11 protein-coding genes, 1 pseudogene and 1 riboswitch are annotated in these 12,780 nt (G+C 36.5%); of the genes and pseudogenes, 10 read left to right on the forward strand and 2 right to left on the reverse strand.

Annotation, left to right across the window (positions count from 1 at the left end; translation table 11 throughout):
• Positions 1 to 782: 782 nt before the first annotated feature.
• A riboswitch (purine riboswitch) is annotated at positions 783 to 884 on the forward strand.
• Positions 885 to 1,124: 240 nt separating this feature from the next.
• The 3 genes and pseudogenes from A8F95_RS19240 to A8F95_RS21820 form a co-directional block, all read left to right on the forward strand.
• A complete protein-coding gene (locus tag A8F95_RS19240) occupies positions 1,125 to 2,060 on the forward strand; it encodes a nucleoside hydrolase (protein ID WP_065412020.1) in 936 nt (311 codons plus the stop codon).
• Between the two features lie 49 nt (positions 2,061 to 2,109).
• Positions 2,110 to 3,366 (forward strand): nucleoside permease, encoded by a 1,257-nt coding sequence (locus tag A8F95_RS19245; RefSeq protein WP_065412021.1) that lies wholly within the window; start codon positions 2,110 to 2,112, stop codon positions 3,364 to 3,366.
• Between the two features lie 473 nt (positions 3,367 to 3,839).
• A pseudogene (locus tag A8F95_RS21820) lies at positions 3,840 to 4,018 on the forward strand (IS6 family transposase); the annotation flags it as partial.
• Here A8F95_RS21820 and A8F95_RS19250 read toward each other — a convergent pair.
• Positions 3,999 to 4,271 carry a hypothetical protein gene (locus tag A8F95_RS19250; RefSeq protein ID WP_342669970.1) on the reverse strand — a complete coding sequence of 91 codons (273 nt, stop codon included), beginning with the start codon at positions 4,269 to 4,271 and terminating at the stop codon, positions 3,999 to 4,001. The pseudogene A8F95_RS21820 and the gene A8F95_RS19250 overlap by 20 nt on opposite strands.
• A gap of 69 nt (positions 4,272 to 4,340) precedes the next feature.
• Between A8F95_RS19250 and A8F95_RS19255 the strand changes: the two genes are divergently transcribed.
• Positions 4,341 to 4,889, forward strand: a complete 549-nt coding sequence (locus A8F95_RS19255; RefSeq protein WP_065412023.1) for a DUF1697 domain-containing protein — start codon at positions 4,341 to 4,343, stop codon at positions 4,887 to 4,889.
• A gap of 210 nt (positions 4,890 to 5,099) precedes the next feature.
• Here the strand turns inward: A8F95_RS19255 and A8F95_RS19260 are convergent, their stop codons facing one another.
• The gene (locus tag A8F95_RS19260; RefSeq protein ID WP_065412024.1) at positions 5,100 to 5,408 is read right to left on the reverse strand and encodes a winged helix-turn-helix transcriptional regulator; all 309 of its coding nucleotides are present in this window, start codon (positions 5,406 to 5,408) and stop codon (positions 5,100 to 5,102) included.
• Positions 5,409 to 5,590: 182 nt separating this feature from the next.
• Between A8F95_RS19260 and A8F95_RS19265 the strand changes: the two genes are divergently transcribed.
• The 6 genes from A8F95_RS19265 to A8F95_RS19290 all read left to right on the forward strand — a co-directional run bounded on the left by A8F95_RS19265 (position 5,591) and on the right by A8F95_RS19290 (position 12,631).
• Positions 5,591 to 5,998 carry a DoxX family protein gene (locus tag A8F95_RS19265; protein ID WP_065412025.1) on the forward strand — a complete coding sequence of 136 codons (408 nt, stop codon included), beginning with the start codon at positions 5,591 to 5,593 and terminating at the stop codon, positions 5,996 to 5,998.
• Between the two features lie 19 nt (positions 5,999 to 6,017).
• Positions 6,018 to 6,866, forward strand: coding sequence for a VOC family protein (locus A8F95_RS19270; protein WP_065412026.1), 849 nt, complete (start codon positions 6,018 to 6,020; stop codon positions 6,864 to 6,866).
• Positions 6,867 to 6,885: 19 nt separating this feature from the next.
• Positions 6,886 to 7,980, forward strand: coding sequence for an LLM class flavin-dependent oxidoreductase (locus tag A8F95_RS19275; RefSeq protein ID WP_065412027.1), 1,095 nt, complete (start codon positions 6,886 to 6,888; stop codon positions 7,978 to 7,980).
• A gap of 3 nt (positions 7,981 to 7,983) precedes the next feature.
• Positions 7,984 to 8,583 (forward strand): NADPH-dependent FMN reductase, encoded by a 600-nt coding sequence (locus A8F95_RS19280; protein WP_065412028.1) that lies wholly within the window; start codon positions 7,984 to 7,986, stop codon positions 8,581 to 8,583.
• 217 nt (positions 8,584 to 8,800) lie between these two features.
• Entirely contained in the window at positions 8,801 to 9,439 is a 639-nt protein-coding gene (locus A8F95_RS19285; protein WP_065412029.1) for an NAD(P)-dependent oxidoreductase, read from the forward strand.
• Between the two features lie 705 nt (positions 9,440 to 10,144).
• Positions 10,145 to 12,631: a sensor domain-containing protein gene (locus A8F95_RS19290; RefSeq protein WP_065412030.1), complete on the forward strand. Its 2,487-nt coding sequence runs from the start codon at positions 10,145 to 10,147 to the stop codon at positions 12,629 to 12,631.
• The last annotated feature ends 149 nt before the right edge of the window (positions 12,632 to 12,780 follow it).

Below are 12,780 nucleotides of genomic sequence, written 5' to 3' on the forward strand. Positions count from 1 at the left end.
GAGAAACGGCTTTTATAAACTTGCTCATCAGCTCAAAGGGGCACTTTATACAACTTGTTCAGTAGAGACTGAAAGTTATAGGGTTATATAATGAAACAGCAAACAGAATTGACTTTGTTTACCAATATAATAAACCAGGAAAAGTCAGCTGGTATGACAGTTGTAGATTTATAAAAAAGATAGATCATTTAAAACAAAGTTCGATTGAGACATGATTTTTATAGTAAATATTTTTGAAAGCTATACAAATTAAACTTAATCGAAATCGAAATCGAAATCGAAATCGAGATGCGCATATAGAAGCGTGTCTTTTTGTTATTAAGCCAGATTGTTGAGGAGACAGGAGGAGTAAGAATATTTATAAAGATGGTTTGTTAAGCACTTACGAGGTAACGGGTTATAAAAGTTGAAGAACTGTGAGCTGTTTAGACAGCTCATTTTTTATTGAAGAATGAAGCCGGGTTTTCTTTTTACCTAAATGAATAGAGTAGAATTTCACTTTCTGAAATATTAGTGAATGTCCACCTTGGTTTGAATCATGGGTTAAATCAAAACCTTCACAACGGGCCAAATTCCAACAATTCCAATGTTATATTTTGCCGAACATAGCAGCTGAGGGATTTGGGCCAGTCCCCACATTGTAAAAGTGTAAAAGCAGTTTAGGGACCTAACATTGTAAACGCTCCAAAAAAAACGAATGAAAAATTAGTAATTAATGTAAAATATTCGTGATTTGGTTGACGGAACCCTGAATTATTGTTATTATAATTCCGAATTAAATGTAGAATAATGTCGTATGCTGTCGTATAAAATTGGGGATATGGCCCAATAGTTTCTACCAAGCCGCCGTAAAGGGCTTGACTACGCGGTAAGTGTAAATGGAAGAAGCGATCAATTTTTGCTTTTGTATTTATACATGCCCTAGTCAATGCTCCGGTAGCTATCGGAGCATTTTTATATTTTAAGATGTGTATAAGCTATCATGGGAGGAAACGCTATAGGAAAATTTTGGTAGATATTAGCACGGAATAAAGTGCGACGTTATTCGAGTGTTCCAACAAGAAAACAGTTAGGTGAATCCCAAGCAATTTATAAAAACTCACCATGAAGGGATCGAGAAAATAATGAAAGAGAAAATTTATTTTAATCATGATGGCGGAGTTGATGATCTTGTTTCGCTATTTTTATTACTAAAAATGGACGCGGTTGAGCTCACTGGTGTTTCAGTCATTCCAGCAGATTGTTATTTAGAACCAGCAATGTTTGCGAGCCGAAAAATTATTGACCGCTTTGGAAACGGCGGCCTTGACGTAGCTGAGTCGAATTCACGCGCAAAAAACCCTTTTCCAAAAGATTGGCGTATGCATGCGTTTTATGTTGATGCCCTCCCGATTTTAAATGAATCTGGAAGAGTTGTAACACCAGTGGCTGATAAACCAGCACATCTTCATTTAATAGATACGGTTTTAGCAACTGAAGAAAAAACAACGTTATTATTTACAGGCCCGCTTACTGATCTTGCTCGTGCATTGGATGAAGCTCCTGAAATTGAAGAGAAAATTAAAAGACTTGTTTGGATGGGTGGTACATTCCGTGAAGCAGGAAACGTACATGAACCTGAACATGATGGAACAGCGGAATGGAACGTGTTTTGGGATCCTGAAGCAGCCGCTCGTGTATGGGATAGCAGCATAGAAATTGATTTAGTGGCGCTTGAAAGTACAAACCAAGTACCGCTAACTTTAGATGTACGTGAGCGTTGGGCTAAAGAACGCAAATATCTGGGTGTTGATTTTCTTGGACAATGTTATGCGATGGTACCACCACTTGTTCACTTTTCAACAAACTCTACCTACTATTTGTGGGATGTATTAACAACCGCGTTTGTTGGCAATCATGATCTTGTGAAAGTACAAACCATTAACAGCATCGTACACACAGACGGTCCAAGCCAAGGCCGTACAGTTGAAAGCGCTGATGGACGACCTGTAAATGTCGTTTATGATGTGAATCGCGATGCTTTCTTTGATTATATGACTGAATTAGCTAAAAAAGCTTAATGACTAGAAAAATACAGCTTAAACACTAACAACTTAAAGGAGGGAAACAATGACGATTAAACAGCGACTTAAAATTATGATCTTTCTCCAGTTTTTCATTTGGGGATGTTGGTTAGTTACACTTGGCTCGTATATGATCAATACATTACAATTTTCTGGCTCACAAGTTGGAGCGGTTTATGGCTCATCTGGACTTGCTTCTCTTATAATGCCGAGTCTTATAGGGGTTATCGCTGACCGATGGATGAAAGCGAATAGATTGTATGGAATTTGTCATTTTCTTGGTGCGATTTGCTTATTTATAGCCGCACAAACTTCGGACCCAACCGTTATGTTTTGGGTGATGTTTTTTAACGCTATGGTTTTCATACCGACGATTTCATTATCTTATACCATTTCCTATATTGGTTTAGAAAAAGAAGGACTCGATACGACGAAAGAATTCCCATCCGTTCGTGTATATGGAACCGTTAGTTTTATTCTTGCCATGTGGATCATTAGTCTTGGTGGATTTGAGTTAAGCAATATCCAGTTATACATTGCTGCAGGGGCTGCCATTTTACTAGCACTCTTTTCATTTGTACTGCCTGATTGTCCAACATCAAATGTTAAGAAGGACAAGTCGTTGGTAAGCCATTTAGGACTCGACGCTTTTGTCCTATTTAAACAAAAGAAAATGGCCATCTTTTTCGTGTTTGCAATGCTGATAGGTGCTGCACTGCAAATTAACTTGGCATTTGCTGACCCATTCCTTCATGATTTTGCGCTAAATCCTGACTATAAAGACAGTCTTGCTGTGAAATATCCAGCGATTTTATTATCAATTGGACAATTTTCAGAAGTAGTCTTTATTCTTGCCATACCATTTTTCTTGCGTAAATTTGGGATTAAAACAGTCATGCTTTTAAGTATGGCGGCTTGGACAGTGCGATTTGGTTTATTAGCTTTTGGAGACCCAAATGGATTAGGGTTCATCTTGTTACTATTATCCATGATAGCGTACGGTGCAGCGTTTGACTTCTTTAATATTTCTGGATCGATGTTTGTAGATAAAGAAGTGGATCACCGAATTCGCGGGAGTGCACAGGGCTTATTCATGACAATGGTGAACGGACTAGGGGCTTATTTAGGAGCTGTAATTAGTGGGAAAATAGTGGATTATTTAACGGTTGACGGCGTAAAAGACTGGCAGAATATCTGGTTAGTTTTTGCAGCCTATACCATCGTTCTTGGAATCTTATTTGCGATAAGTTTTAAATACAAAAATAACCGGGATACAGTGAACCATGTAAATAAAGTTACCTGATCTGTATGATTTAGAGTCAAGTTAGGATATAAGCTATAAAAAAGCAGCCAATTTCTCCTTCTTTGGGGAAATGCTGCTTTTTTGAATTTTAGTAGCTTGGAAAGAGGTGTTGTGTAAATACTGGTTTTGAAAAGAGGGATGGGCTCCAAGAAAGAAGCCTAACGCCGGTTTACTTGCGATATGCTGAACATGAAAAACATTATCTTTGTAATTTTGTCTAAATCAATCAAAAACTTTAGCATCAAAGAAAAGGGAGCTTTAATGGAGGAAGAACCACAAAAATGATCAAACTTCTTTTATAAAACCGAAACTTAAATCTGCTAGATAAGAATCCATTTTGATTAATCTTTTTTCAAAATGGATTTTTCTTATTTACTCCCCAATCCGGGCATACTGATACTATCATTCTGAAAAAGAGAATGGTCAGTATGAAAAACTAAAATTTATTCAAATGGGAAAAGTATCAACCTGAGATTATCCTTCTTACAGTGAGTGGTACCTGCGATATACTCTAAGCTTTCGCGATTTGGTGGACATGATGGAAGAATGGCGTTTATCCATTTCTCATACAACGATCATGCGCTGGATTCATCAGTATGGTCTTGAATTGGACAAACGAATCCGTCGGCACCTTAAGCAAGTAAATGATTTCTGAAGAGTGGACGAAACGCACTTGAAAAATGGGCCGCTTGTTCAGCCTGTTTAGCACTCTCAACTGGTTGATGAAGATCAGTTGTTGTTTTTCCAATTCCGACAGTAATTTGTTCTTTCGGTGAGATCAATTCCCAATTTTTTAAGATTTGCTTCGCTGTATACAGGTTGTTCGAACTAAGTCCTGTCTCAACCACGGCAATAATACTATCTGGTTTTGTGCGCATGAGAAGGGGGATTTTCGCTTGTTTTATAGTAGATTGTTGACTCCTTTAATAAAAAGATATAATGGATTTATATAAAAAGTTGAGAGGAGGATGGTTATGATTTATATTGCTCTTCTTCGAGGGATTAACGTGGGTGGAAAAAATAAAATTGACATGAAGCAGCTTAAACAAACGTTTGAGCAAGTCGGGATGAATGATGTGGTGACATATATCAATACAGGCAATATTATTTTTTCATCCGATAGCCTATCAAAAACTGAACTAGCACGTGCTTTGGAAGGAGCGATATATAATGATTTCCGATTACAAATTAAAGTAATGGTTCGTAGTGTCGATGATGTCAGAGGAATCATTGACGCTATTCCTGATACATGGAAAAATGATAAAAACATGACAAGTGATGTCATGTTTTTGTGGGATGAAATTGATGATGAATCTGTACTTGAGAATCTGGTCATTAAACCAGATATTGACACGGTGAAATATGTGCCCGGCGCGATTCTATGGTCGGTTGACAAGAAGAATGTAACGAAAAGTGGAAAGACAAAGATCATTGGCTCAAAGATATACAAACAAGTTACGGTAAGAAATGTCAACACCGCTCGTAAGATATATGAGCTGATGTCGGACGAGATTGTTGAATAAAACTTAGATCTTTAATCGACTTTATTGTTATACCCTTTAGTATAGCGAAGTAACTTACATCAAAAATTAAACAACTATATTTTTAACCCCGTCCTAAATTTTGAACGGGGTTATACTTGTTTGAGCTTTTAAAATTAAATAACTTTATTGTTATTTTTCATAATAAAGAATCCTTTGTATCTCTTCTTTATAGAACCTCTTGTATCACCATTATGCTTCCAGCCAGTTTTGGGACCATTTTTCTAACTCTTTCATTAGCGGCTCTAATGCTAAACCTTTATCAGTTAGCGAATACTCAATTCGAACTGGAGTTTCTGGAAACACCTCTCGTTTAATTATCCCTTCGTTCTCCAAATCCTTTAATCTTTCTGAAAGCACTCTGCCACTGACACCTACTGAAGATTCAATCGTGCAAAAACGCTGAGGACCAGATAAAAGCTGATATAGAATCAACCCAGTCCATCTTTGGCTTAATAACCCCATGGCTTTTTCAAATTTTGGACAAATCAACTTATCCAATTAAATCAACTCCTTACTGATATTATAAACAAATTTATAAGTAATGAAATTATTTTTTACAATAAACTTACTTGACTTAACTTTATAATAATAATAAACTTACTTACATAATGTAACTAACTAACAGATTGTATGGATGATGATTTATTAGTAAAAATTAATAACGAAGGAGCGTTACGTAAATGTTAAGAAAAAATGAAATTGTAACCACAATTTTAAGAGTATTTTTAGGTGCAACCTTCTTTATTCATGGGTTAGCAAAATTCCAAGGAGGCATTGAAAATACTGTTGGATTTTTTGAAAGCTTAGGCCTTCCAGGGGTTACAGCTTATATGGTAGCGCTAATTGAATTAATTGGCGGTATCGCTGTAGTTCTGGGTATAGGCACAAGAATAATTGCCATTCTATTTTCCATTGTTTTAGCTGTTGCTATCGTTAAAGTAAAGCTTGCTGCCGGATTCCTTGGAAATGGTCAAATGGCAGGATATGAACTTGACTTAGCTTTATTCGTAATTTCAATATACCTTGCTACAACAAACAAATCTTTTTTAGCGTTAGATAACGTATGGTTTCGGTCAGAGAAAGCTTAATTATAAGGAGGAAACTAAAATGAATTTTCATCGCGAACCGATAACATTCGTAGGTCAAGTAAATTTGAAGGTACAAAACTTACAACGTTCGTTAGCTTTTTATAAAGAGGTTATTGGATTTAAGATATTGGAACAAACTGAACATTCCGCAAACCTTACGGCGGATGGGGAAACTGTTTTATTATCAATCGAACAACCAAATAATATTGTTCCAAAGCAAGAAAGGACTACTGGCTTATATCACTATGCACTTCTTCTTCCTAAACGTTCTGATTTAGCTAATATAGTGCAACATTTTTTAGAAATTGGATTACGATTTGGTTCTTCAGATCATCTTGTGAGTGAAGCTCTTTATTTATCTGATCCAGATGGAAACGGAATTGAAATCTATATAGATCGCGACCCTTCTGAATGGGATTGGCAAAATGGTGAAGTGGAAATGGCGGTTGATCCGTTGAACTTTCCAGACCTGCTCTCTAGCGGGAAAAAACAATCATGGAAAGGTCTCCCTGCTGGTACTGTTATGGGTCATATTCATTTACATGTTTCCGAATTAAAAAAGACGGAAGAATTTTATGTAAAAGGACTAGGATTTAAAGTTGTAAACCGATATGGCAATCAGGCACTTTTCATTTCGGACGGCAAATACCATCACCATATTGGTTTAAATACATGGAATGGTGTAGGTGCACCTACACCAACTCCTAATAGTGTTGGGCTGGAATCATTTACGTTAATGCTCGCAAATGAAGAAAAGAGAAATAATATGATTGAGCAGTTAAAGAGTATTGGTGCATCTGTTACTCAAGAAAATGGCTCTTACGTTACTTCTGACCCTTCAGGTATTCGAATTATCTTGAAAGTTTAAGCTGGAGGAATTTACTGTCATGCAAAAAGGTGAAGAATATAAAAATACAGGCATAGAAATTGGTCTCTATACACTTGGAGATATGGGTTCAGACCCTCTTACGAGTAAACCGATTAGTGCAGGTCAAAGAATAAAGGAAATTATGGAGGCTGCTCAACTCGCCGATGAAGCTGGGCTTGATGTATTTGGGGTTGGTGAACATCACCGTTTAGACTATGCCACTTCAGCCGTTCCTGTGGTTTTGGCAGCGATTGCTCAAATCACAAAAAGAATTAAGTTAACAAGTGCAACTACTGTATTAAGCACGGTTGACCCTGTTCGGCTGTTTGAAGACTATGCTACTTTGGATTTGGTTTCAGATGGCCGTGCTGAAATCATTGCAGGTCGTGGGGCATTTGTGGAATCATTTCCTCTTTTTGGTTACGACTTACATGACTACGATGCCCTGTTCTCCGAAAATATCGAGTTATTTTTAAAACTTAACGAAAATGAGAGAGTTTCATGGAACGGCCGCTTTCGCTCTCCGTTAAGAAATGCTGAAATTGCCCCACGGCCTTTACAAGGCCAGATACCTATTTGGGTTGGTGTAGGGGGTTCTCCAGAAAGTGCAGCTCGTGCTGGCAGGTTAGGTGTCGGGATGGCTTTGGTTATACTTGGCGGGGAACCTATACGATTTAAACCGTTGATTGACCTATACCGTAAAACTGGTAGTGAAGCTGGACATGATCTTGAAAAACTTAAGGTAGGCGTAACGGGTCATGGTTATATTTCAAAGACAACCCAACAAGCGAAGGATGAATTTTATCCTTATTACTCAAATTACTGGTCTTATGTAAACCGTCAGCGAGGCATGACAAGTGGCAGAATATCAAAATCTGATTTTGAACAAATGACAGGTCCGAATACTGCGTTGTTTGTAGGAAGTCCTCAACAGATTGCGGAGAAAATCCTTCAACAATACGAACTCTTTGGACATCAGCGTTTTATGGCACAGATCGATATAGGTGGAGTTCCGTTTAAGAAAATAACGGAAGGAATTGAATTATTAGCGACGGAGGTAGCTCCAATCGTTCGGAGAGAAACAAGTAAGGCGAAAAACGAACAGGTGGTGTGAAGAATGGGCTTTTTAGACAAACTATTTGGGAAACAAACTAAGGAGGAAGCAACCATGACAGCTGAAAAATTAAACATTGGAATTATCTTAGGCAGCACTCGTCAAGGACGAGTAAGTCCACAAGTAGGAGAATGGGTTAAAGGAATTGCGGATAAACGTGGAGATGCCAATTATGAAATTGTCGATATTGCTGACTTTAATCTTCCGTTTTTAGGAACAACCGATGGAACAGAACCAGGAATCTCGGCATGGAATGAAAAACTTGCAAGCCTTGATGGATTCGTCTTCATTGTTCAAGAGTACAATCATAGTATTACAGGTGCATTAAAGAACGCTATCGATTTTGCCCGTGAAGCGTGGTATAACAAGGCAGCTGGTATCGTAAGTTACGGTTCAACTGGAGGAGCTCGTGCAGCTGAACATTTACGTGGAATTCTTGCAGAACAAAAAGTGGCGGATGTTCGCACACATCCAACACTATCTCTATTTACAGATTTTGAAAATGGAACGGAGTTTAAACCACAAGAATTACATCTCAATAATGTAAACACGATGCTAGAAGAAGTGGTTGCTTGGAGCGGAGCATTAAAAATACTACGATAAAATCAACTTTACAAAGAAAGATTAACTGAATACCAGCTGGAAATAAAGGGCTCTGAAAAACTCTTAAGGGACCTTTACTAATAGGAAAAAGTCATTCTTTTAAATATAAACAGCTACACAACTAACGGCATTGACAAATCAACAAGGTTTAATAAATGCAGTCACAAATAATCGTTTTTGGTTCTCAGAGAAACAATTATTGATAGGAGACTATAACATGAAAATTGGAATTATTGGTGCAAGTGGAAAAGCGGGAAATCTTATTTTAAAAGAGGCAATTAGTCGAGGACATGAAGTGACAGCTATTATAAGAGATGTGTCCAAACTTAAAGATGAAGATATTGCGGCCATTGAAAAATCTATATTTGACCTCACATCAGATGATATAAAAAAGTTTGACGTAATAGTTAATGCGTTCGGTGCTCCTCTCGGAGAAGAGCAGGCACACGTTGATGCTGGACATGCTTTAATTGAGGCACTGAAAGGAACAAATACAAGAGCAATTATTGTAGGTGGAGCCGGAAGTCTTTATGTAGATGAAAACAAAACTGTTAAGGTAATGGATACACCTGATTTTCCGGATATAGTTCTCCCAACGGCTAAAGGGCAAGGGCGTAACTTGCAAGAATTACAGGAAACACCTAATGTTACCTGGACATTTATTAGTCCTTCTGCTGTATTTGATGCCGAAGGAAAAAGAACCGGATCTTATCGTTCTGGAGGAGATAATCTTTTAGTTAATTCAAAAGGTGAGAGCTATATAAGTTATTCAGATTACGCAATTGCAGTTTTAGATGAAATTGAAAATCCGCAACACATAAACGAAAGGTTTACTGTCGTTGGCGAAAAGGAGTAAGAAGCAACGATATAAAAACCCTTACTGTTTTGTCTAACGGGTTCGGTTTTCGTGTACGATAACTTAATGAACAACTAACTAACAGTCCAATTCTTATTTAAATTGGACTGTTTCTTTTTGTTAATATAAATGGTTTTTTACCAACTCAAAGAAAATCAGTTTTTATTGCATTATATGTAAAATTCAAATAAAAATAATCTTATAATTTTTGCCTAGTGACTGAATATTAGCAAAAACATACAATTATAATAATTCATTTGCTGTTATAGATTTAAAACGTCTTGAACAAAAAGTTTCTAAATAGAATAAATCGGGTAACTGAGTAAGTAAGTGGAAAATAATTTCAGTGGTAACCTTATAAATATAAATTATATTAAATATAATCTTTAATAAAACTTACATAGTAAATGGTAGAAGATGATAGAGGGGGAGGAGGGTTGTATTATCTTCTAGTAGTGATAAAAATGAAAGAAAATAAATAGAGCAATCAATCATTGATTGCTCTACTTTATAGAAGATAAATTCAAGAAGCTTTCAGGAATGCATTCGGTATTATTACAGAAAAGTATAGAATAATTTCTAATTATATACTTTAGAGACGACTGAGTCTTTAAAGATAAATGTTTGTAAAACTGGAATCAAATAAAAACGTAGTATTAACTCAACGGAGAGTAGACTGATCGGTTGAGAAAAGGAGTATGATATATGGACTTAAATAATAAAAAGAAGAATTCTCAACTAAATCATACAGAACCGGAAGAATTAGATTTATTTTATGGCGCTATATTTGAACACAATCCGGATACTGTATTTTTTTTGAATACAGAAGGAAACATCGAAAAAGTGAATGAAGGATTCTTCGACATCTTTGGTTACAGAAAAGAAGAAATCCTATCAAATCCCACAGAACAATTTCTAGAAGAGAGTCAAATCTCCTTATATAAAAAGAGACTTTATAAGGTTTGCAACGGAGACGTCCAACAATTTGACACTCTTTTTGTTCATAAAAATAAAGAACTTCTTCATATAGACTTGACGCTAATTCCAGCAAATTTTAAAGGAGAATTAATAGGCGTTGTCGGAATAGCAAAGGATATTACAGAGGAAAAAAAAACGGCAAATAAATTAGTAGATACAGAGCTCAAATTCAAAAGTTTGGTGGAAGATACTTTTATTGGCGTTTATATCATTCAAGAAGGAAAATTAATATATGGTAATCCACGTTTACATAGTTTGTTGGGAACTGAAGCTTCAACAAGCCCAATAATTTTTCTAGATTATGTCCATCCTGATGATCAAGCTGAATTGGTAAGTGTAGCAAATCAATTAACTGAGGGAGATGTAGGTTTAGATCATTCTTTTAGAATTATAAACAAAGAAGGCTCCATTATTGATGTAGAGGCACACTCAAAGGAGATTTGTTCTCATAATAAATCAACCATTATTGGAACGCTGCAAGATGTAACAGAAAGAAAGAAAGCAGAGGAATTAAACAAATATTTGGCTTACCATGATTCCTTAACAGAACTGCCAAATAGAAGATTCTTTCAGGAAAAATTAGAAGAACATTTAATTATAAGCAACGTGCTCCAGCAAAAGCTGGCTGTGATGTATTTGGATTTGGATCGATTTAAGTATATAAATGATACGCTCGGCCATTTTAGAGGGGATAAGCTGTTACAGCAAATTTCAAAAAGGTTGAAAATCTGCCTGGGTGAAAAAACGATACTTGCTCGTTTAGGAGGGGACGAGTTTTCCGTTATAGTACCCGACATTACAAGTGAGGATCAGGTTACTAAGCTTGCTAAAACGATCATTGAAGCGTTAACCGATCCATTTTTCATTGAAGGCTATAAACTTTTCATTACGACAAGCATTGGAATAAGCATTTATCCAAATGTTGGCCAGGATGCCCTTACTTTAATGAAAAATGCAGACTCAGCCCTTTACAAATCGAAGGAAAGCGGAAAAAACACCTATTATATCTATTCACCTTCTATGAACATTCAAACCTACAAAACTTTCAATTTAGAGATGGGGCTTCGACACGCCCTGGAACTGAATCAATTCGAATTTTATTATCAGCCAAAGGTATGTGCCCATACCTTTCAAATAATAGGTGCTGAAGCCTTAATTAGATGGAATCATCCGGACTGGGGATTGGTATCCCCCGGAGACTTTATTCCTCTGGCAGAAGAAACGGGCCTAATCACAGAAATAGAAAGATGGGTCAAATTCACTGCCTGTGCTCAAAATAAAGCATGGCAACGTGCAGGATTGCCGGCCATCCCTATATCTATTAACCTTTCGGCCATACGATTTATGGAAAATAATCTAGCGGATAATATTATAAAGGCCTTAGAAGAAACCAAGCTTGATCCCAAGTACTTAGATGTTGAGATAACAGAGACATCTGTATTAGAAAATGAGAAAGCGGTGATATCCACATTAGATAAGCTCAAAAATATTGGTGTCCGTGTATCTTTAGATGATTTTGGAACAGGTTATTCCTCTCTTTCCTATCTAAAGCGATTTAAAGGAAGAATTGATACATTAAAAATTGATCGTTCCTTTATAAAAGACTTAAATAGAGAAGATGCTGACAACTCTAACTTTATAACGAAAACCATTATTGAGTTAGCCCAGCATCTTCAGATGAAAGTTGTGGCGGAAGGGGTCGAAACGCAGGAACAGCTCCAAATCCTTCAGAGTTACAATTGTGAAATGATTCAAGGTTATTATTTTTCAAAGCCTGTTCCGGCTGATAAGTTTGCTCAACTATTACAAAAAGGGAAATTTGAAATTTCACAAAAGAGTCAGGGTGAAGATGTCAATAAATTAAGTGATAGAGATAAATTTATTGGGATCAAACTCGATTTTCCTTTGTTTGCCGCTATGACACTGGTTCAAATCAATGGCAAAAAAGTTGATCTGGGGAAGACTAATGTGTTAATTGAGAATATTGGTTTAGAGGGGCTTCAGTTTTTATCGGATATAAGATTAGCTGTTCATCCGGACATTATAATGGAATTTGAAACAAATTTATTTGGCGAAACCATTAAACTATATGGCTCGGTGGTTTGGATGCACGAAATAAAGTCGGGTACGTTCCAATATAGACTAGAATTCTTAGAGGGGGAAAAGGAAAGATCCAATTTAGCAAGAGTGATAAATAAACTTTCTTATACGTGACCACAAGTCACTTTAAATGGTTACTTATGATGTTTATAAGAAGAAAACAGGGAGGAGTTCTTTAAAAATTCTAAGCGAGAAGCTTTGGGCAAAAAGAGACGCACTGCATAGGGAAGAGATGCCTAGACAAGGCTAGAATAAAAAGAATA

Source organism: Pseudobacillus wudalianchiensis (genome assembly GCF_001685015.1).
Lineage (GTDB): Bacteria > Bacillota > Bacilli > Bacillales > Domibacillaceae > Pseudobacillus > Pseudobacillus wudalianchiensis.